Genomic DNA, 20,763 nt, shown 5'->3' with positions numbered 1-20,763 from the left:
GGTCCCGTGCAGCCCGGCCGGGTCCGTACAGCCCGTTCCCGTTCAGCCTGGTCCGGTTCAGCCCGGTCTCGGTCGGACCCGGCGCCCGGTCCCGTACAGCCCGGTCTCGTTCTGCCCGGTCCCGTTCAGGCGGGCAGGCGGGTCCGCGGCGTCGCGTGTTCCTGCGGTGCCTGCCCGCCCGGCCCCAGTCGCTCCGCCAGTTGTCCGCGTCTGCTGATCCCCAACTTGCGGAACACGCTGGTCAAATGGGTCTCGACGGTGCGGCGGGCCAGGTGGAGGAGGGCGGCGATCTCCGGGTTGGTGCTGCCGTTCGCGGCCAGGGTGGCGATGCGGTGCTCGCTCGGCGTGAGGGCGTCCGCTCCGGTGCGGGGGGCTGCCGCGCGCCGGGCCCCGGCCCCGCGCAGCGCCTCCTCGGCCAGGGTGTGCAGCCGTACCGAGCCGAGGCGTTCGGCGTGCTCGGCCGCCTCGCGCAGCGGTCCGCGGGCCCGTGCCCGTTCCCCCGCCGCGGCCAGCTGGCGTCCCTGGGCGACCAGCGCGGCGGGCAGCTCCGGACCCGCGGGCGCCTCGCGCAGCAGACGTACGGCCTCCTCCGCCAGCTCCAGACCCTGCCGGCCGCCGGTCGCGGTGCCGAGGGCGCTCAGTGAACGGCCCACCACCCGGGGCGTGTTCCAGATCCGCGCCAGGCGCAGCTCCTCCCGTGCCAGGGCGATGGCCTCCTCGGGGCGCCCCAGCGTCACCCGGCACTCCGCGGCGGCCGTGCGCCAGGGCGTCACGACCGGGCTCAGCACGTCCCGCGCCGACTGCCGGCGCCCGCACTCCAGGAAGTCGTCCAGAGCCCGCGCCGGGTCACCGCAGGCCACGCGCAGCACCCCTCTGGCGTAGAGGAACCGGTTCGCCTCCCAGGAGTCGGGGGCGTCCCGCAGCGCGAACGTGTCCGCCAGGGCGGCGGCCTGCCGGATACGGCCCCGGTCCACCAGGCCGAGGACGGCCAGCGCGTCCCGGTTGCCCGGCGGGCGGCCGGCGGGCCCGCCGGAGGCGGGGAACGCGGGCAGCGCCCCGCGGGCCGCCGCCGTGTCCGCGCGGGTGTTCAGCAGCGCCGCGTGCATCGGGTGCAGGAAGGACACGCTCTGTCCGGCGAGGCCCCGTTCCACCAGGCGCTCCGCCTCGTCCAGTTCGTCGGCCCACTGGGCGACCGCGGCGGCCGTGCCCAGCAGGAACGGCTCGCCGAGCGGGTCGGACGGCTCCTCCAGGAGCGCGCGGACGCGGCGCACCGCCTCCCGTGCGGAGGTGAGCCCCGCCGTCGACTCGTAGCGGACGAGCAGCGCCCGGCCCGCCGCCCCGACCAGGTGCGGGGAACGCGCCGCGGTCTCGCGCAGCCAGCCGTACATCTCCCGCCGGACGTCCGGGTCCTGGTCGGAGAGGAGCGTCGAGGCGGTCTGGAGGGTCCGCACCAGGTCGGGGTGGTCACGCAACTGGCCGTCCAGGGACCGCAGTACGTCGACCGCGGCCCGTGTCTCGCCCTGGCCGGTCAGGGCCGTGCCGAGCGCGACGGCCGCGCGCACCCGATCCCGTGGCGTGCCGGGGAGGCGGACCGCCTCGGCCAGCCGGGACAGTCCGGCGGCCGGGCGGACGGTCGCGAACTCCAGCGAGCCCAGCTCGGTCAGGACCGCGGAGCGGCGTTCGGGCGGGAGGGGCTCCTCCAGGGCGCGGCGCAGGAGGGCGGTGGCGTCGCCGGCCCGGCCCGCCCGGACCGCGGCGGCAGCGGCGTCCAGCAGCGTGCCGAGCGCCCACACCGCGCCGACCGCGGGCGTCCGCAGCAGGTGCCCGGCCACGTCCTGCGCCGGATCGCCGCGCCGCAGCATGGTCTCCGCCGCCCGGCGGTGCGCCGCCTGCCGCCGCGCACCGGGCCAGCCGTTCAACACCGCGTCGAGGAGGAGGGGGTGGACGTAGCCGGGGTGGGCGGCGCGCTCGCCGCCCACCGGTGCGTATCCGCGCGCGCCGGCCGGGCGGCCCGGATTGGGCCGGGTGGTGCCGGCCGGTGCGGCGGCACCGGGAGCGGGGGCGCCGGCGGGGTCGGCCGCCGCGATGCCGGGGGAGGGGCCCAGTACGCCGAGGCGGGTCATCGAGGTCAGCCAGCCGGGCACCCGGGCGGGGTCCGCGCCGGCCATGCCGGCCAGGAGTTCCGGGTCGGGGCGGGGGGTGCGGCCGGCGGCATCCGTCACCGTGAGGGCGAGCGCCAGCGAACGGGCCACCTCGGCGGTCGCCGGGCCCGCGCAGTCCAGCCACCACGCCACCGCGGCGGGATAGGCCCCCGGGTACAGGGCGGCGCAGGTCGCCGGGACGGCGGCGGGGGTCCGCGGGCCGGGCGCCGCGGAGCGCAGGTCGTCCAGGAGGGCGTGGAGCAGCAGCGGGCTGCCGGCGCAGGCCCGCACGCAGTCCTCCACCCAGGAGGGGTCGGGGAGGGCGTCGGCGAAGGCCGCACGGACCAGTCCCGCCGCCGCCCCGGCGCTCAAGGGCGCGAGGGTGTGGGTGCGGACCAGGTCCGGCGGCAGCGCGTGCGCGAGACCGGGCTCCGGCGGGTCGACGTCGTACTGTCTGCGCTCGGTCACCACCAGGAGCACCGGCAGCCGGTCGATCCGCCGGGCCGCGTCGACGAGCCAGCGGCGGGAGTGCTCGTCGGCGCGGTGCACGTCGTCCACCGCCACGAGCAGCGGCGCGTCACCCGCGTGCGCCAGCAGCAGCCGCCAGAGCCGGGCGGCCGAGCGGTCGTGGGCCTTCGGCCCGGCGAGGGCGCCGTGGTCCCGGGCGGGAGGGCGGCCCGGGGAGTCGTGCCGGGCGGGGACGGGTCCGGGCGCGGGCGGGGCGTCGTCCCCTGCCCCGCCGGCGGCGGCCCGCGCGGCGGCATCCCGGGCCGCCGGCCCGGTGCGGGCCGGGGGCCGCGGCCCGGGCTCGCGGTCGGGTGCCGGCCACAGCGCGTCCGGCTCCAGGGACAGCAGCCGGAGCACGGCGGCGAAGGGCGTGTTCGCTCCGGGGGAGCACCGGGCGCGCAGTACCCGCATCCCGTGCGCCTCCCCGTGCCGCGCGGCGGCTTCGAGCAGGGCGGTGCGGCCCGTGCCGGTGGCACCCGAGAGCAGCAGGAGCCTGCCGGTGCCGGCGCGCGCCCGGGCGGCTTCGGCGGCCACCAGTTCCAGCGCCTCGCCGCGTTCGCGGAGCGGTCCGCGTTCGGACATCACTGCCTCCCGCATTCGTCGATCCGCTGACGCCGATCTCGTGGTGTTTCTCGTGGTCCTCCACGATTGTGCTGACCACTTGTGGCACAGGAGTGTGATTTCAGCCCTCTGTCACCGACCCCACAACGACGGCGGGCACGTTGACTCGGGAGAAGCGGTTGCACAGTTCAGCCCGGACGACAGACCTCGAACCGTCCCCGGATTCCCCACGCGAAACGGGCACCGAAAAGGGCCCCGCGGGCACGGCGGGGAGCCGCATACCGGTCGTGGTCCACACCTCGGACCCCATCTCGCGCGCCGGCGCCCTGAGCCAGTTGCGCGGCAACCCGGTGATCGACCTGCGGGACGAGCGGGAGGCCGGTCCGGACACCGTGGCGGTGCTCATCAGCGAGACGCCCGACGCCACGACCCTGGCGCGGCTGCGCCGGCTGGTCCGCGGGGAGGGGGCGCGCGCCGTCCTGGTGGTGAGCGCGGTCCGGGAGGCCGAACTCCTCGACGTCATCGCCTGCGGTGCGGGTGCCGTCGTCTGGCGCCACGAGGCCACGGCGCAGCGGCTGTCGCAGGCCGTGCTGGCCGCGGCGCGCGGCGACGGGGACCTCCCGGCCGATCTGCTGGGCCGACTGCTCAGCCAGGTGGGCACCTTGCAGCGCTCGGCCGCCGGCAACTCCGGCACGCCGGTGTCGGGCCTGACCCCGCGGGAGGTCGACGTGCTGCGCCTGGTGGCGGAGGGGCTCGACACCGCGGAGATCGCCACCAAGCTGTCCTACTCCGAACGCACCGTCAAGAACGTGATGCACGGGCTCACCACCCGCCTCCACCTGCGCAACCGGGCCCACGCCGTGGCCCACGCCCTGCGGGAGGGCTACATCTGACCGTGGGCGGCGCCCGCTGCCGGGCCCGCGGGGACGGTCCGGTCGCGGGCACCGTGCCGCCGTGGCGGCGGGAGTCCGCCGCGTCCCGGTCGCGGCCCGTCCGTCGCGGCCCGTCCTGCTCGCGGCCCGGTCTCCGATGCGGGCCCGTCCCGGTGGCGGCGACGTCCTCGACGGCGGGAGCGCGGGTCCGGCCGGCGGGGCAGCACGCGGTGCCCGTTCGGGCATCGACTCCCCTCTGGGGAGGGTCGATCGGGCAGGACGGGCGTACCGAACGATCGGTGGGCCGCCCCCGGTCGGGCGTCCGCCGGGCGCCGGACCGGAGTCGGTGGCGCGGGTCGGCGGCACGCCCTATGGGGTGGCCCGCCACCCCTCCGACCTCGGAGAACGGCCGATTTCCGCTCCAGCGGGACACGGTGCCGACGGGCGTGCGGGCATCGTGCGGGTGCCTCTCGGGCCCGCACCCGCGGTGCCTCACGGGCCGGTCGGGCGGGTTGCGGCGAGCGGGGCCCGCGACGGACCCGGCGGGGCGCGACGAGGGCCCGTGACCCTTCTCCGCGGGGCCGCGGGTCCGTCGAGGCGGGCTCGGGGTGCCCGCGGCGGCACGGTCAAGGGCCGTGCGGAACATGGCTGTTGCCCGTTCGGCGCGGTCCGCTGGTCCGCTGGTCGGGTCGGCGCGGGGACGGGTGTCAGCCGCCGACCGTGAACCAGGTCGCGCGGGACTTCTGCCACTCCGGGTGGTCGAGGTCCTTCGCGTCGGTCCCGTCGCCGTAGAGGTCGGCCGAGCCGTCGTCGGTGATCAACTGGGCGCGGGCGCCGGGCACGTCGAGGTCGGGGACGTCCACGACCGCCTCCCAGCCGCCGGGGTCGGTGGTGGGCAGGTCGGCGCGCTTGACCGGGGCGTGCGCCGGGTCGCCGTCCCAGGAGTACAGGGCGTGCGGGTCGCTGTTGTCGTCGGCGGCCCAGGAACCGGCCACGATCAGGTACTGGTTCGAGGCGTTCCTGCGGATGTCGCGGATCGACAGGCCGCCCAGGTCGAGCTCGACGGGCGCGCCGAACGCGGCCCGCGCACCGCTGCCCAGCACCTTGTCGATGTTGGTGACCGGCACGAGGAGCGCCTTGCCGCCGGGGACCGCGGGGGCGAGCGGTGCGCGGAAGCCGAGGTAGGCGGTGGTCGACGACCCCGGGGCGAACTCCAGCCCCTCCACGTTGAATCCGTCGATCCGCTTGGGCGCCCGGCCGTCGGCGGTACCGTCGGCGAAGCCGTACCGGCCGCCGTTCGCCTCGTCCCACGCCACGAGGTCGTCCCGCAGCCTCCCGTACGAGCTGCCGTAGGTGAGGGTCGTGGCGGCGCCGGAACCGGACACCTTCGTGGTGAAGACGGTGGTGCGGTCGGGCTTGTACACGCCGTCCTTGTTGTTGCCGAGCGAGCCCGTCCAGTAGACGGTGTCGCCGACCCGTGCCGCGGCCTCGATGTCGATCTCCTTGGTCACGCCCGCCTGCGCGCCGAAGTCCCAGGTCCTGACCGGTCCGCCGGACTGCGAACGGTTGTACAGGCGGAGCGTGTTGGACTCGTCGTCCGCGACGATGGCATAGCCGCCACCGGCGTCGACGGCCGCCGAGGCGTCGCTGGACCCGGTGAGGTAGCGGGTGTCGGAGGGGAACCGCACGGAGGCGGAGGCCGCGTAGTGCAGGGTCGTGGCCGCCTTCCTGCCGTCGGCCCCGGTGACCTGGACGGTGAGGTCGGTGTAGCCCCGGCCGCGTGCGGCGACGGCGACCGTGCGGGTGGCGCCCGTCCCCGACACGGTGACGTCGCCGGTGGTCGCCACCGAGGTGCGGCTGCTCCTGGTGACGGTGACCGCGAGCGCGCCGGCGTCCGCCCCGCGCTGCGCGACGGTCACGCTCACCGTGGGGTCACCGGTCGCGCCCACCGCCCCCGACAGGTAGGAGGCGGACAGCGAGAGGCTCGGCGTGCCGTAGCCCGCCGCGTGCGCCGGGCTTCCCGGTCCCAGGGCCGCGAGCGTCAGCACCGCGCCGAGCACGGCGGCCGTCCGGCGGCCTCGGGGGAGAGCGTTGTCCTGCACGGGGACCCTTTCGTCGGCGCGATGTCGACGAGAAGGCTGGGCCGCGCCCGCCAACTGCGGGCCAAGCGGCCCCGACCGGAGGGTGAACAGATCCGGTCACGGTGACCGCGGTCGCCGCGCACGGCTGGTGACGGTCCGTCAGGTCTGCTGTCCGGTCCGCCCGGGAGGCGGGGCGGACGAGGGGCGCGGGGCGGTGCTCAGCGAGCGGTCGCGGACCGCGGCGAGATGCGCGGCGAACACCTCCCGGGCGTCCGGGGTGAGGCCCCGCAGCGCGACCATCGCCGTGACCACGACGTCGCACAGTTCCGACCGCACGTCGTCCCAGCTGTGGCTGACGCCCTTGCGCGGGTTCTGGCCCGTCGCGCCGATCACCGCCTCGGCGACCTCGCCGACCTCCTCCGACAGCTTCAGCACCCGCAGCAGCAGCCCGTCCGTGCCGCCGTGCGCCGGGTTGGCGTCCAGCCAGCCGTGCAACCGGTCGACGGTCTCCCAGGGGTCCGTCTCGTCCGCGGGGCCGGGCAACGAGGCCGGCGCGGTCGGTCCGGGCGGTCCGGCCGGCCGCACCGGTTCGGCCGCCGTGCGGGGATCGGTCGGGTCGTCGGGGGCGTGGTCGCTCATGCCCGCAGCCTCCCCTGTCCCGGGGGGCCCGACTCCTGCTCCCGGGGGCGGGGTTCCGGCCCGCGGGGCCCGCTCCTACTCCTCGAACAGGGCCTGCTGCTCGCCCTCCCGGGCCGTGCGGACCCGCCGGTTGCGGGTGCCGACGACGAGGGCCGTGGCCGCCGCGGTCACGCCGAGCGCGGTCGGCACCATCCAGCCGCGGTTGACCGTGTGCCCCGACGCGTGGTCGAGGGACAGCCGGCCCGGACCGGCCACCGCCAGGCCCGCGGCCGCCAGTCCGAGGGTCGCCGCGTACTCGTAGCCGCCGCCCTGGGCGAAGAACCCGTTCGGCGCGTGCACCGCCGCCGCGCCCGCCATCGCGCCGGCCGCCGCGGCGCCGGCCGCCGGGGTGGCGAGACCGAGGGCGAGAAGGGTGCCGCCGCCCGCCTCGGCGAGCCCCGCGGCCGTGGCGCTGGCCCTGCCGGGGGAGTAGCCCATGGACTCCATGGCCGCCCCCGTCCCCTCGATGCCTCCGCCGCCGAACCAGCCGAACAGCTTCTGCGCCCCGTGCGCGGCCAGCGCCCCGCCCGTGCTCAGACGGAGCAGCAGCAGTCCCAGGTCACGCCGGTCGTAACAGCTCACGTCGACTCCCAGTGCAGTCAGCGGCAACGGTTCCCTCCCGGGTCCCCACGGTCGCACCGATCGGCCGGCTCCGGCGGCCCCGCGGGGCCGTTCGGGTGGCGGGGCCACCCCCCGGACGCGGCCGGAACCGTGTCCCCGTGTGGCCGGTCCCGGCCGTGCCGCAGGCGCCTTTACCGCTCCTTTGGACGCGCCTTCCCTCCCCTTGGTCACCCCGCCGACGGGGCCCGTGCGGCGGCTTTGTACGGTCCCGGGATGCGCGACTACTCCGCTGTCTCCCGCCGTGCGGCCCTGGGCCTGGCCGCCGCTCTGCCGCTCGCCGCCGCGACGGCCCCCACCGCCTCCGCCGCCACGCCGATCGGCGGGGAGCGGCTGGGCCTGGCCGGGGTCCAGGCGAGCGGTGGGGCGCCGCCGCCGGCGCATCTGACGGCGCGGGCCTGGCTGGTCGCGGACCACACGACCGGGCAGGTGCTCGCCGCGTACCGGGCGCACCGGCGGCTGGCCCCCGCGTCCACCCTGAAGATGCTCTTCGCGGACACCGTGCTGGGGAAGTTCGAGCGGACCGCGACGCACCGGGTGACCGACGCCGAGATCGCGGACGTGCCCGCGGGCTCCAGCCTCGTCGGCATCAAGCCCGGCATCACCTACACCGTCGAGCAGTTGTGGCAGGGCGTCTTCCTGCGCTCGGGCAACGACGCGGTGCACGTGCTCAGCCACATGAACGGCGGGGTCCCCGCGACCGTCGCCGAGATGCAGGCCAAGGCCGAGCACCTGCAGGCCCTGGACACGCACGTGGTCAGCCCGGACGGCTTCGACCACCCGGGCCAGCTGTCCTCCGCCTACGACCTGACGCTGTTCGCCCGGCACGGGCTCGCCGGCGCCGACTTCCGCGGCTACTGCGTGACGAGGACGGCCGACTTCCCGGCCGGCGGCAAGAAGACCTTCCAGATCCAGAACACCGACCGCCTGCTGACCGGCGCGTGGGGCATGAAGACGTACGACGGTCTGATCGGCGTGAAGAACGGCTACACCAGTCACGCCGGGAACACCTTCACCGGTGCCGCCACGCGCGGCGGCCGGACCCTGCTGGTGACGGTGATGCACCCCAAGAGCGGGGGCAACGCCGTCTACGAGGAGGCCGCCCGGCTGCTCGACTGGGGCTTCCGCAACGCCGCGGACGCCGAGCCGGTGGGCACGCTCGTCGAGCCGGTCGGCGAGGGCGGTGCGAGCGCGGCCCCCTCGCCCCGGGCGACGGCGAGCCCCGCGGCCGGCCCGCCGCGGGCCGCCGGCCGGAGCGGCGGCGCGCCGTGGGGGCTGGTCGGCGGGGCCGGGGGAGCCGTCGCGCTGCTCGCGGGCGGGGTGCTGGCGCTGCGCGGCAGGCGCCGGAGCGCCGCGGCCGAGCCGGCCGGGACCGAGGCGCCGCCCGGCGGAAGCGGTCGCGGCTGACGGCGGGCGCGGCGGGGAAACGGGGGCACCGAAGCGCGGCGGCCCGTGAGGGCCCGGAGTGCCGCGGCGGGCCGGTGCGCACGGGCACCGCGCGGCCCTGACCACCGCGCGGTGCCCGTGCCGACGGCGACGCCCGCTCCGCGGCCCGGTGCTCTCCTCGCGGTCCCGCGCGAGGCCCCCCTCCGGACCGCGGAGCGACCGTCACCTCCCCCCTCGGTAGGGACCGTTGGCCGTACCGAAGTGCTCTCCTCCATGTGTGAAGCTCTCGTGGAGGAGGTGTCGAGCATAAGCCCATCGGAGGCACGTATGGTCCGGAGATTCAGCTTCCGTTTGTGTAGGTTGAGGCCTTGACCAGATGGAGTGAACGCCCGCCCCGTGCCTCGCGTACGCGGCGGACGGGCCGCTTCCGGGGCGACGGCGCGGACGGGTGCGGCTCAGCCGCGTCCGACGTAGGGCATCGCGGTGGCCAGGACGGTCGCGAACTGCACGTTCGCCTCCAGCGGCAGCTCGGCCATGTGCCGCACCGTGCGGGCCACGTCGGCGACGTCCATCACCGGCTCGACGGCGAGTTCGCCGTTCGCCTGCGGGATTCCGGTCCGCATGCGCTCGGTCATGTCGGTGGCCGCGTTGCCGATGTCGATCTGCCCGCAGGCGATCCGGTACGGGCGGCCGTCCAGCGACAGCGCCTTGGTCAGGCCCGTCAGCGCGTGCTTGGTCGCGGTGTACGCCGCCGAGCGCGGCCGGGGCGTGTGCGCGGAGATCGAGCCGTTGTTGATGATCCGTCCGCCCTGCGGGTCCTGCTCCTTCATCTGGCGGTACGCCGCCTGCGCGCACAGGAAGGCGCCGTTGAGGTTGGTGTCCACGACGTGCCGCCAGGCCTCGTAGGGCAGCTCCTCGAACGGCACTCCGCCGGGGCCGAACGTCCCGGCGTTGTTGAACAGCAGGTCCAGCCGCCCGAACCGGTCGCGCACGGCGGAGAACAGGCGGGTCACCTCGCCGGGCTCGGACACGTCCGTGGGGACGGCGATCGAGGGCGCCCCGGGCACGAGGGCCGCCGTCTCGTCCAGGGTCTCGGCGCGGCGCCCGGCCAGCGCCACCGACCAGCCGGTGCGCAGCAGTTCGGCGGCGACCGCGCGGCCGATGCCGGAGCCGGCTCCGGTCACCACCGCCGTCCTCGTCTCCAGGGGCTGCCGGGTGTCCGGGGGATTCATGGCGTTCATGGGCCCGCAGCGTACGGGAGGGGCCGGTGACCGGGCCGGCATCCGGAACTCATCCGCCCGCCATGTGGATGTTGTGTACGCGCCAATCGGGCGTCGGTCCGGGCCACTCCAATGCCGTGTACCACCACCGTCAGGGGAGGGCCCGATGACACCCGCAGCCCAGCAGCATCCCTCGCAGCACACCCCCGAACTGCGCGCCGTGGCACGCCGCATCGGCCGGCGCCGCTTCCTCACCGCCACCGGCGCCGCGGCGGCGCTCGCCTTCGCCGTCGACCTGCCGGCCGCCGGCACGGCGAGCGCCGCCGAACTCGACGCGGCGAGAATCACCGCGAACCCCTTCACCCTCGGTGTCGCCTCCGGCGACCCGCTGCCCGGCTCGGTGCTGCTGTGGACCCGGCTCGCGCCCGCCCCCTTCCAGCCCGACAGCGGCCTGCCCGCCGAACGCGTCACCGTGCACTGGGAACTGGCGCACGACGACCGCTTCCGCCGGATCATCCGCCGCGGCTCCGCCACCGCCCACCCCGAATACCACCACGCGGTGCACGTCGAGGTCGGCGGGCTCGCCCCCGACCGGGTCTTCCACTACCGCTTCCGGGTGGGCGGCTGGATCAGCGAGACGGGCCGCACCCGCACCGCGCCCGCCGCCGGCGCCCACGTGTCCGCGCTCAGGCTGGCCGCCGTCTCCTGCCAGGCGTACCACGACGGCTACTTCACCGCCTACCGGCACCTCGCGCAGGAGGACGTCGACGTCGTCTTCCACCTCGGCGACTATCTGTACGAGTACGCCGTCGACGCCGTGGGCGGCGCCCGGAACTACACCGACCGCACCCTCCCCGCCCTCTTCGCCCACGAGACCGTGACGCTGGAGGACTACCGGCTGCGCTACGCCCTCTACAAGTCCGACCCCGACCTGCGGGCCGCGCACGCCGCGCACCCCTTCGCCGTCACCTGGGACGACCACGAGACGGAGAACAACTACGCCGACGACGTCGACGAGAACGGCGGCCCGCCGGAGGAGTTCCTGCTGCGCCGCGCCGCCGCCTACCGCGCCTACTGGGAGAACCAGCCGCTGCGCCGCCAGCAGCGCCCCGTCGGCCCGGACGCCCGCCTCTACCGCCGGCTCGGCTGGGGCCGGCTCGCCCAGTTCGACATCCTCGACACCCGGCAGTACCGATCCGACCAGGCCTACGGCGACGGCGCGCACGTCCCCGGACCCGAGTCGGACGACCCGGCGCGCACCATCACCGGCGCGACGCAGGAACGCTGGCTGATCGACGGCTGGCGCGACGCGCGCGCCCTGTGGAACGTCGTCCCCCAGCAGGTCGCCTTCTCACAGCGCCGGCTGGACCTCAACCCGGTGGCCAAGGTGTCCATGGACGCCTGGGACGGCTACCGGGCCTCACGGCAGCGGGTCCTGGCCGGCGCCCGGGCCACCGGGATCGAGAACCTGATGGTGCTCACCGGTGACGTGCACGTGAGCTACGCCTTCGACATCCTCGACGACTTCGACGACCCCGCCTCGGCCGTCCTCGGCACCGAGATCGTCGCCACCTCCGTGTCCAGCGGCAAGGACGGCGCCGAACGGCCCGCCAACTGGGCCACCTACACCCAGGCCAACCCGCACCTGAAGTTCTACAACGGGCGGCGCGGCTACGTGACCGTCGAACTGGGCCGTAAGGCGGCGCGGGCCGACTTCCGGACCGTGTCCGCGGTGACCACCCCGGGGGCGCCGGTCACCACGGCCGCGTCCTTCGTGACGCAGGTCGGCGACCAGGGGCTCCACCGGGTCTGACGTCAGGGGCCGCGCCGCGGGACGGCGGAGCCCCGTCTCACGCGGCGGACTCGCCGGGATAGCGGACGCCGACACGGTCCCGGATCGTGTCGAGCGTCCGCATCACCGCGAGCGTGCCCTCCAGCGGGACCAGCGGCGACTGCCGTTCGCCGGCCCGCAGCGCGCGCATCACCTCGACGGCCTCGTGCCGCATGCTGGCCCGCGGCCCCGCCGACGGGTCCGCCCGGAACGTCTCGGGCTCACGGCCGTCGCGGTGCAGCACGAAGCGGTCCGGGAAGAAGAAGCCGTCGGGAACGTCGATACGGCCCGCGGAGCCGGTGACCGAGGCCGCCACGGGGGTGCCGCCGTTGATGGAGCAGTGCACCGAGGCGAGAGCGCCGCTCTCCCACGAGAGCAGTGCACCCGTCTGGAGATCGACGCCCTCGTCCGAGAGCACCGCTCGCGCGACGACGTCCGACGGCTCCCCGAGCAGCAGCTGCGCGAACGACACCGGGTACACCCCGAGGTCGAGCAGCGCCCCGCCGCCCTGCGCCGGGTCCCGCAGCCGGTGCGAGGCCGGGAACGGACCGGCCAGGCCGAAGTCCGCCTGCACGGTGCGGACCTCGCCGATCGCCCCGTCGTCGACCAGCGCCTTCAGCCGCCGCACCAGCGGATTGCAGTACATCCACATCGCCTCCATCAGGAAGCGGTCGTGCCGCCGGGCCAGGCCGACGAGCTCCGCCGCCTCCCGGGCGTTCAGCGTGAACGCCTTCTCGCACAGCACGTGGCGGCCGGCCTCCAGGCACATCCCGGCCGCCGCCCGGTGCGCCGCGTGCGGGGTGGCCACGTACACCACGTCCACGTCCCCGTCCGCGGCGAGCGACGCCCAGTCCCCGTACGCCCGCTCGATGCCGAACCGTTCCGCGAACGCCTTCGCCGCCGCGTCCGTCCGGGAGGCGACGGCCACGATCTCGGCGTCCGGCAGGTCCACCAGATCCGCCGCGAACGCCGCGGCTATCCCGCCGGTCGCCAGAATCCCCCACCGCACGCGCCCGTCCCCGCCCGCCATGCCCGCACCTCGTTCTGTGACCCCGAACACGCTGTTCGAACTGAGAGCATAGGGGGCGCATCACTCGGAGAGGGAGGGGCACATGCCCGAGCGGGGCCGCACCACGCGGGACCAGGAAGGCCCGCACGGGCATCCACCGGACGCGACCGCCGTCGATCCCGCGGCGGCGCCGCCCGCCGCCCGCCGGGCGCGCGCGGGGGCGGTACCCCGGGATCGACGGCCCGGCGGCGCGGGCCGGACCGGGCTCCTGGTCACCCTCGTCCTCGGTGGACTCACCGCCACGCCGCCGCTCGCGATGGACATGTACCTCCCGTCGCTGCCGCAGGTCACCGGCTCCCTCCACGCCTCCGCGGCGACGGTGCAGCTCACCCTCACCGCCTGCCTCGCCGGCATGGCGCTGGGCCAGCTCGTCGTCGGCCCGATGAGCGATCGCTGGGGCCGCCGGCGCCCGCTGCTCGGCGGACTCTGCGTCTACGTCGTGGCGACCGTGCTGTGCGCGCTGGCCCCCACCGTCGAACTCCTCGTCGCCTTCCGCCTCGCCCAGGGCCTGGCGGGTGCGGCCGGCATCGTCATCGCCCGCGCCGTCGTCCGCGACCTCTACGACGGCGACGCCATGGCCCGCTTCTTCTCCACCCTCATGCTGATCTCCGGGGTCGCCCCCGTCGTCGCCCCGCTCATCGGTGGGCAGATCCTGCGCGTCACCGACTGGCGGGGCGTGTTCGTCGTCCTCACCGCCGTCGGCATCGCGCTCACCGGGCTCGTCTGGGCGAGGCTGCCCGAGACGCTCCCGCCCGCGGACCGGCACGCGGGCGGCGTCGCCGAGGCGCTGCACGCGATGCGCGGCCTGCTCGCCGACCGGGTCTTCGCCGGCTACACGCTCGCGGGCGGCTTCACCTTCGCCGCCCTGTTCGCCTACATCTCCGCCTCCCCGTTCGTGGTCCAGGAGATCTACGGCGCCTCCCCGCAGACCTTCGGCCTGCTCTTCGGCGCCAACTCGGTCGGCCTGGTCGTCGCGGGCCAGATCAACGGCAAGGTGCTGGTCGGCCGGGTCGCCCTGGAGAAGGTCCTGGGCACCGGCCTCGCCCTCGTCACCCTCGCCGCGACGGCCCTGCTCCTGCTGTCGGCCGGCGTCTTCGGCCCGGTCGGTCTCGCCCCCGTCGCCGCCGCGCTGTTCGTGCTCATGTCCGCGATGGGCCTCGCGCTGCCCAACACCCAGGCACTCGCCCTGATGCGGGTGCGGCACGCGGCCGGCTCCGCCTCCGCGCTGCTCGGCACCACGTCGTTCCTCGTCGGCGCGGTCGCCTCACCGCTGGTCGGCGTCGCGGGGGAGCGGACGGCCGTCCCGATGGCCGTCGTCCAGCTGACGGCCGTACTGGTGGCCGTCGCCTGCTTCGTGGGACTGTGCCGTCCCCGGCGCACGGGGAACCGGCCGGACGGAAAGGCGGCGGACAGCTGAGCACCCCCAGACTGCGGATCGACACACCGGAACGCGCCGGACTCGACGCCGACGAGCTGTGGCACCTCGCCCGCGAGGTCCGCGCCCTGACCACCGGGCCCCGCCCGTGGGCGCCGGGCGTCGTGCTGGTCGCCGGGCGGGGACCCGTCATCGCCGTCGAGGAGGCGGCCGGCTGGGCGGTGCGGTACGCGTCCTACGACGAGACGGCGGACGCGGGCCGGGAGCTGCCGGCCGAGGCACGGGTGCCGGCCGGCGTGGACACGCCCTTCGACCTGGCCTCGCTCACCAAGCTGTTCACGGCCGTCGCCGCGGTGCAGCAACTGGAGCGCGGCACCCTCGGCATCGACGCGCGGGTCGGCGCCTACCTCCCCGAGTTCCCCGGGGTCCGCGACCACGGCGTCACCGTGCGGCAGCTGCTCACCCACACCTCCGGTCTGCGCCCCGAACTCCCGCTCCACGACTGCCCGGACGACGCGGCCCGGCTGGCGCTGCTGCGCGCCGAGGCACCCTCGTCCGAACGGGGCGTCCACCGGTACTCCGACCTCAACCTCATCTACCTCCAGTTCGTCCTGGAGCGGGTCAGCGGCCGGCCGCTCGACGTCCTCGTGCGCGACGGCATCACCCGCCCGCTCGGCATGAACGCCACCGCGTTCGGGCCCTGTCCCGGCGCCGCCGCCACGGAGGACCAGCGCCGGCCGTGGGGCAAGGCCGACCGGGGCATGCTGCGCGGCGTCGTGCACGACGAGAACGCCTGGGCGCTGGGCGGCGTCGCCGGTCACGCGGGACTCTTCTCCACCGCGCGCGACCTGGCCGTCTTCTGCCGCGCCCTGCTCGCCGGCGGCAGCTACGGCCCCGCCCGCATCCTGGGTCCCGACTTCGTCGACCTCCTGCTGGCCCCGCCGGGCCTCGGGTTCGCCGTCGACCAGCCGCGGTTCATGGGCGCCCTCGCGGGCGGCGGCGCGGCCGGGCACACCGGCTTCACCGGCACCTCGCTGGTCGTCGACCCGGTGACCGGCACGTTCCTGGTCCTGCTCGCCAACACCGTCCACCCGCGCCGCCGCCCGGCCGACAACGCCCCCCGTGCGGCGGCGGCCACCCGGCTGCGCCGGGCGGTACGCGGCACCTGAGCCCGGCGGCGGGGGCGGGGCCCCGCCGCCCGAGCGGCGCCCCGGGGCCCGCAGGTCCGCGGAGGGTCCCCCGGCCCGGCCGCCCGCGCGGGGCGTTCCGGCCCGGCGGAGCGGGACGCAGGCCCGGCCCGTCCCGGAGGACCCGGCGGGGCCCCGGCGCACGGGTCCGGGGACGGGGCCGGCTCCCGGACCGGGCGAGGGGCACGGCGGCGCGGGCGGGGTGCGGCACCTGAGAGAATCGGGCCCGTGAACGCCCCCCTGCCCCCCGCCGACGCCCTGCGCAGCGCCCTCGCCGGACTGCTCGACGGCCTGCCGCCGAAGAGCGCCGCGCAGGCGGTCGAGCGGCTGATCACGACCTACCGGGGCACCACCCCGACCCACGCGCCGGTCCTCCGGGACCGCTCGGACGTGGCCGCGTACGCCGCCTACCGGATGCCCGCGACCTTCGCCGCGGTCGGCGCGGCGCTGGAGGCGTTCGCGGACGCCGTGCCCGGCTGGGTGCCGGGCGCTCACGTGGACGTCGGCGGCGGCACCGGCGCGGCGACCTGGGCGGTCAACGCCACCTGGGAGGGCGCGCGGCCCGTGACGGTGCTCGACTGGGCCGAGCCCGCGCTCGCCCTCGGCCGGGAGATCGCCGCCGCCAACCCCGAACTGGCGGGTGCCGTGTGGCGGCACTCCCGCATCGGAGCGGCGCTCACCATCGAGAGCACCGATCTCGTCACGGTCTCCTACGTCCTCGGTGAACTCACCGAGGACGACCGGGCGTCCGTCGTGGACGCCGCCGCGAGCGCCGCCCGGGCCGTCGTGGTCGTCGAGCCGGGCACCCCCGACGGCTACGCCCGGGTGCTCGCCGCCCGCGACCGGCTGATCGGCGCCGGCTTCCACGTCGCCGCCCCCTGCCCGCACAGCGCGTCCTGCCCCGTCGTGCCCGGCGAGGACTGGTGCCACTTCTCCGCCCGGGTCGCCCGGTCCTCGCTGCACCGCCAGGTCAAGGGCGGCTCCCTGTCCTACGAGGACGAGAAGTTCTCCTACGTCGCCGCCACCCGCTTCCCGCCCGCGCCCGCACCGGCCCGCGTCGTGCGCAGGCCGCAGATCCGCAAGGGCCAGGTCCTGCTCGACCTGTGCGAACCGGACGAGAGCCTGCGCCGCGCGACGGTCACCAAACGCCACGGACCCCTCTACCGGGCGGCCCGGGACGCGGACTGGGGCGACGCCTGGCCGCCGCCCGAGGGCGACTGACCCGGCCGCCGGCAGGGGAGCGGCGGCCGGTCGGGCGCCGGGCGCGGCCCGGAGGGCGCGGACACCGGACGGCGCCGCCGCGGGCGGGCTTCCCCGTCCCCGTCCCCGTCCCCGTGCGCCGTGTGCCGTGACGCGCGGCCCGGACCCCGGTGCCGGACCGCGCGGGCCCGGCACCGGAGGCGGCCTCCCGGGGCCCGCGCGCTCAGCACCGCAGTTCCTGCGTGCAGCACTTGACGCTGCCGCCGCCCTTCAGCAGTTCGCCCAGGTCGATGCCGACCGGGGTGAAGCCGCGTTCCCGCAAGGGGGCGAAGAGACCCGCCGCCTCCTGGGGCAGCAGGACGTTCCGGCCGTCCGAGACGGCGTTCAGCCCCATCGCCGCGGCGTCCTCGTCGGCGGCGGTCAGCGCGTGCGGGAACAGCCGGCGCAGCACCTCGCGGCTGCCCGGGGAGAACGCCGGCGGGTAGTACATGACCTCGTCGGCGGCGTCGTCCAGGACGGCGAGCGCCGTGTCCAGGTGGTAGAAGAGCGGGTCGACGAGGTCCAGGCCGATCACCGGGCGGCCGAGGAACTCCTGCGCCTCCCCGTGCGAGAGCGGGCTCGACCGGAAGCCGCGGCCGGCGAGGACGTACGAGGACGTGACCGCGAAGTCACCCTCGCCCTCGTTGACGTGCACCGGCTCGCGGACGTCCGCGAAGCCCCGGGCGCGGAACCACTCCCGGTGCGCCGCCGCCTCGGGACCGCGTTCGGGGAACGCGAACCGGGCGCCGAGCACCCGGCCGTCCACGACCGTCGCGCCGTTCGCCGCGAAGACCATGTCCGGCAGACCCGGCCGGGGGGCCAGTTCCTCGACGGTGTGGCCGAGCGAGCGGTAGCGGTCGCGCAGGTCCTCCCACTGGGCGAGGGCGAGCGGCACGTCGACCGGCTTGGCCGGGTCCATCCACGGGTTGATCGCGTACGTGACGTCGAAGTGCACCGGGGGGCACATGAGGTAGCGGCGGGGCGTGGCGCGACGCAGTGGGTGCAAGGAAGGCTCCTTACGCGACCGCAGGGGCAGTTGATGCTCATGGTGCGGTGTGCGCGGCCCGGCCGCCCGCAGGCGAACGGGTGGTGTCCGCCGTCCGCGTCACCTGCCCCGCCCGGCCCTCGCAGCCGGTGTCCGCCCCGCCCCGGAATGCCGGACGGCCGGAGCGCGTTCGTCCGAGGGGCCGGCAGGGGCGCCCGCCGGCGGCGTGAAATCACCACACATCATGCAATAAGCCCTGATCAGGGTCGCGCGATGGCATCGTCCCACCTACCCCGGTTGTCGGCTCCGGCCACCCGGAGCGCAGGATGGTGGGACCATGGGCAAGGACGACGTGTGCACTACGGCTTGGCGAGGGGATAGATGAGCGCAGAGTTCGGACGCCGCTCCGGCGCGCAGGGCGGGATCTCCCGGTGGCTGCGCGGACGCCGGCCCAAGCCCCCCGCCCGGCCGTCCGAGGCGCGGCGCGAGGAACTGCTGCTCGCCGCGGCCGACGCCGGGCTGCCGCTCGCGCAGGCCGCGTACCCGGCGGGCTACCGCTGCTCCTGCGACCGTGTCGGCTGCCCCACGCCCGCGCGCCACCCCGTCTCCTTCGCCTGGCAGACCCAGTCCACCACCGACCGCGCGCAGATCGAGCGCTGGGCCCGGCACCAGCCGGACGCGAACTTCGTCACCGCCACCGGCATGGTGCACGACGTGCTCGACGTGCCGCTGGAGGCGGGCCGGGAGGCGCTGGAGGGGATACTGGCCGCCGGCATCGAGGTCGGGCCCGTCGCCGAGACCGGCGACGGCCGCATGATGTTCTTCACCCTCACCCGCGGCACCCCCGAGGACGAGGACGAGTGGTGGCCCTGCGAGCTGGACTGCCACCCCGAGACGATGGACGAGCACCCCGGCTTCCGCTGGCACTGCCGCGGCTCGTACGTCCTCGTGCCGCCCGCCCGGCTTCCCGGCGGGCTGGGCGTCGACTGGGTGCGCGGCCCCGAGCACCCGCTGCCGGACCCGCTGACCCTCCTGGAGCACCTCACCGACGCCTGCGCCCGCCACGCGGGGGAGAACGGCGACGCGGAGCAGCTCGCCGCCTGGCCGCACCGCAGCTGAGGCGGCGGCCGGCCCGGAGGCCGGCCGCCGGGCCGGCCTACTCGCCCTTGGCTCCGGTGAGGCCCTCGACCCTGCCGAGGACCGACACCCGCCGGTCCGGCGCGTCCCGCGCCGGGTCCAGGGCCACCTGGTTGGAGACGAACTCCAGCGTCAGGGTCTGCTTGATCTCGCCCGTGGTCAGGGCCGTCACGTCCGCGCCGGGCGTGGGGATCGCCGTCCCCTCGGCGGCGGTCTGCTTCTCGTAGCGGCGCGTGCTGAAGAACACCAGCGCCCCGCCGTCCGCGGTGCGCAGGCCCACCGGGGCGTAGTCGCCCGCGGTCAGCGGCTCGTCGAGGTACTGCCGGGCGAGCCCCGGCTTGCTCGCGAACTTCTTGCGCTGCGCCCGCCACTGCGAGGTGTGCGTGCCCGCCGCGAAGGCGTCACCGCCGGACCGCAGGTACGTGGCGTAGCCGCCGGCCAGTTTCCCCGGCTCGACGGCGAGGGCGGGGTCGTCGGCCGGCACGGGCTCGGCCCGGCCGGCGTCGTCCTTCGCGAACGCGGGCACCTGGTCGGCGCCGAGCACCGTCAGGTACGAGACCCGCCACGGTTCGGCGGCGGCGCCCCGGGTGAAGACCATCAGCCAGCGGCTCCCCGGCGCACCCTTGTTGGCGGCGGTGTTCACCAGGAACCAGCGGGGCCACGCCGCCTTCGCCGGCAGGGTGAACTCGCTGTCGCGGAAGACGAGCGCCGAGTGCGCGGGGTTGCCGTCGGGGTGGTTGCGGTGCCCGGCCTTCAGCTTGGCGGCGTCGATGGCCGCGAGCGGACCGGTCACCCGGTCCGCGTCCCGCGTGCGGTCGTACGTCCTGTCCGCCGCGTTGTAGGCGGTGGTGAAGTCCTTGAGCGCACGGGCCGCTTCGGCACGGGTCGCCGCGGGGACGACCTCCCGTTCGCCGTGCACCACCACGCAGCCGCTCGCGGAGACGGACAGCGCGGTCGCCGCTCCCGCCGCCAGGACGAAACGGCGAACGCCCCCTGACCTACGGGGCCTTCGTGGGCTGCGACCCGTGTGATCCCTGCTCATCAGGTGCCGTCACCTTCCCCTTCCCGGAGGCGAACCCTACCGGGGCGAGGAACACGGCGAGGGTCGGGACCAGGTACAGCGCCCACACCGTGACCTGGAGGACGGTGGGGTCGGGCTGGAAGTTGAAGACGCCCTTGAGGAGGGTGCCGTACCAGCTGGTGGGGTCGACGGTGCCGCTGATGTCGAAGGCGAGGTTCGTCAGGCCGGGGATGAAGTCGGCCTCCTGGAGGTCGTGGACGCCGTAGGCGAGGACGCCCGCGGCGACGACGACGAGCATGCCGCCGGTCCAGGTGAAGAACCGGGAGAGGTTGATCTTCAGGGCGCCCCGGTAGAAGAGCCAGCCGAGCAGGACGGCGGTGGCGAGGCCGAGGGCGACCCCGACGAGGGGACGGGGGGTGCCGTCGCTGGCGGCGTGCACGGAGGCCCAGACGAACAGGGCGGTCTCCAGGCCCTCGCGGCCGACCGCGAGGAACGCGGTGGCGACCAGGGCGCCGGTGCCCATGGCGAGGGCGGCGTCCAGCTTGCCGTGCAGTTCGCTCTTCAGGTGGCGGGCGGTGCGCCGCATCCAGAAGACCATCCAGGTGACCAGGCCGACGGCGACGATCGACAGCGAGCCGCCGAGCGCCTCCTGGGCCTGGAAGGTCATCTCCTGGGAGCCGAACTCCAGGGCGCAGCCGAAGCCGAGGGCGACGGCGATGGCGACGCCGATGCCCGTCCAGATCGGCTTGAGGGCGTCCCGGCGGCCGGTCTTGACCAGATAGGCGATGAGGATGCAGACGACGAGGCTGGCCTCCAGGCCCTCGCGCAGCCCGATCAGGTAGTTGGAGAACACGG

General features: G+C 76.0%; 16 protein-coding genes. 7 read left to right on the top strand and 9 right to left on the bottom strand.

Annotated elements, in window-relative coordinates:
- Window positions 1-125 precede the first annotated feature (125 nt).
- Complete coding sequence (locus ACGFS9_RS13640; protein ID WP_393252984.1) at window positions 126-3,230, bottom strand: AAA family ATPase; 3,105 nt, start codon at window positions 3,228-3,230, stop codon at window positions 126-128.
- A 257-nt stretch (window positions 3,231-3,487) separates the two neighbouring features.
- On the opposite strand from ACGFS9_RS13640, the gene ACGFS9_RS13635 reads away from it, so the two are divergent.
- Window positions 3,488-4,102, top strand: coding sequence for a LuxR C-terminal-related transcriptional regulator (locus ACGFS9_RS13635; RefSeq protein ID WP_393253082.1), 615 nt, complete (start codon window positions 3,488-3,490; stop codon window positions 4,100-4,102).
- 686 nt (window positions 4,103-4,788) lie between these two features.
- Here the strand turns inward: ACGFS9_RS13635 and ACGFS9_RS13630 are convergent.
- The 3 genes from ACGFS9_RS13630 to ACGFS9_RS13620 all read right to left on the bottom strand — a co-directional run bounded on the left by ACGFS9_RS13630 (window position 4,789) and on the right by ACGFS9_RS13620 (window position 7,422).
- Window positions 4,789-6,183 (bottom strand): hypothetical protein, encoded by a 1,395-nt coding sequence (locus ACGFS9_RS13630; RefSeq protein WP_393252983.1) that lies wholly within the window; start codon window positions 6,181-6,183, stop codon window positions 4,789-4,791.
- A gap of 138 nt (window positions 6,184-6,321) precedes the next feature.
- Window positions 6,322-6,801 carry a MazG-like family protein gene (locus ACGFS9_RS13625; protein WP_393252981.1) on the bottom strand — a complete coding sequence of 160 codons (480 nt, stop codon included), beginning with the start codon at window positions 6,799-6,801 and terminating at the stop codon, window positions 6,322-6,324.
- A 75-nt stretch (window positions 6,802-6,876) separates the two neighbouring features.
- A complete protein-coding gene (locus tag ACGFS9_RS13620; RefSeq protein ID WP_393252979.1) occupies window positions 6,877-7,422 on the bottom strand; it encodes a DoxX family membrane protein in 546 nt (181 codons plus the stop codon).
- A gap of 252 nt (window positions 7,423-7,674) precedes the next feature.
- Between ACGFS9_RS13620 and ACGFS9_RS13615 the strand changes: the two genes are divergently transcribed.
- Window positions 7,675-8,865, top strand: a complete 1,191-nt coding sequence (locus tag ACGFS9_RS13615) for a D-alanyl-D-alanine carboxypeptidase family protein (RefSeq protein ID WP_393252978.1) — start codon at window positions 7,675-7,677, stop codon at window positions 8,863-8,865.
- A 434-nt stretch (window positions 8,866-9,299) separates the two neighbouring features.
- Here ACGFS9_RS13615 and ACGFS9_RS13610 read toward each other — a convergent pair whose 3' ends face one another.
- Window positions 9,300-10,085, bottom strand: a complete 786-nt coding sequence (locus ACGFS9_RS13610; RefSeq protein ID WP_393252976.1) for an SDR family oxidoreductase — start codon at window positions 10,083-10,085, stop codon at window positions 9,300-9,302.
- Window positions 10,086-10,230: 145 nt separating this feature from the next.
- On the opposite strand from ACGFS9_RS13610, the gene ACGFS9_RS13605 reads away from it, so the two are divergent.
- Complete coding sequence (locus ACGFS9_RS13605) at window positions 10,231-11,877, top strand: alkaline phosphatase D family protein (protein WP_393252975.1); 1,647 nt, start codon at window positions 10,231-10,233, stop codon at window positions 11,875-11,877.
- Window positions 11,878-11,914: 37 nt separating this feature from the next.
- On the opposite strand, the gene ACGFS9_RS13600 is transcribed toward ACGFS9_RS13605, so the two are convergent.
- A complete protein-coding gene (locus ACGFS9_RS13600; protein ID WP_393252973.1) occupies window positions 11,915-12,925 on the bottom strand; it encodes a Gfo/Idh/MocA family protein in 1,011 nt (336 codons plus the stop codon).
- An 82-nt stretch (window positions 12,926-13,007) separates the two neighbouring features.
- On the opposite strand from ACGFS9_RS13600, the gene ACGFS9_RS13595 reads away from it, so the two are divergent.
- From ACGFS9_RS13595 to ACGFS9_RS13585, 3 genes are all read left to right on the top strand, one after another.
- Window positions 13,008-14,381 carry a multidrug effflux MFS transporter gene (locus tag ACGFS9_RS13595; protein ID WP_393252971.1) on the top strand — a complete coding sequence of 458 codons (1,374 nt, stop codon included), beginning with the start codon at window positions 13,008-13,010 and terminating at the stop codon, window positions 14,379-14,381.
- Window positions 14,327-15,508, top strand: coding sequence for a serine hydrolase domain-containing protein (locus ACGFS9_RS13590; protein WP_393252969.1), 1,182 nt, complete (start codon window positions 14,327-14,329; stop codon window positions 15,506-15,508). The genes ACGFS9_RS13595 and ACGFS9_RS13590 overlap by 55 nt, the downstream gene beginning before the upstream one ends.
- Before the next feature lie 246 nt (window positions 15,509-15,754).
- Window positions 15,755-16,747: a small ribosomal subunit Rsm22 family protein gene (locus tag ACGFS9_RS13585; RefSeq protein ID WP_393252967.1), complete on the top strand. Its 993-nt coding sequence runs from the start codon at window positions 15,755-15,757 to the stop codon at window positions 16,745-16,747.
- Between the two features lie 202 nt (window positions 16,748-16,949).
- Here the strand turns inward: ACGFS9_RS13585 and ddaH are convergent, their stop codons facing one another.
- Window positions 16,950-17,771 carry a dimethylargininase gene (ddaH, locus tag ACGFS9_RS13580; protein ID WP_393252966.1) on the bottom strand — a complete coding sequence of 274 codons (822 nt, stop codon included), beginning with the start codon at window positions 17,769-17,771 and terminating at the stop codon, window positions 16,950-16,952.
- A gap of 360 nt (window positions 17,772-18,131) precedes the next feature.
- On the opposite strand from ddaH, the gene ACGFS9_RS13575 reads away from it, so the two are divergent.
- Complete coding sequence (locus tag ACGFS9_RS13575) at window positions 18,132-18,869, top strand: bifunctional DNA primase/polymerase (protein WP_393252964.1); 738 nt, start codon at window positions 18,132-18,134, stop codon at window positions 18,867-18,869.
- A gap of 37 nt (window positions 18,870-18,906) precedes the next feature.
- Here ACGFS9_RS13575 and ACGFS9_RS13570 read toward each other — a convergent pair whose 3' ends face one another.
- Both ACGFS9_RS13570 and efeU read right to left on the bottom strand, forming a co-directional pair.
- Window positions 18,907-19,929 carry a hypothetical protein gene (locus ACGFS9_RS13570; protein ID WP_393252962.1) on the bottom strand — a complete coding sequence of 341 codons (1,023 nt, stop codon included), beginning with the start codon at window positions 19,927-19,929 and terminating at the stop codon, window positions 18,907-18,909.
- A complete protein-coding gene (gene efeU, locus ACGFS9_RS13565) occupies window positions 19,886-20,761 on the bottom strand; it encodes an iron uptake transporter permease EfeU (RefSeq protein WP_393252960.1) in 876 nt (291 codons plus the stop codon). Before efeU ends, ACGFS9_RS13570 begins: the two co-directional genes overlap by 44 nt.
- Window positions 20,762-20,763: the final 2 nt, after the last annotated feature.

Source organism: Streptomyces sp. NPDC048566 (genome assembly GCF_043199735.1).
GTDB lineage: Bacteria > Actinomycetota > Actinomycetes > Streptomycetales > Streptomycetaceae > Streptomyces.
This window is presented reverse-complemented; position numbering and strand designations above follow the sequence as displayed.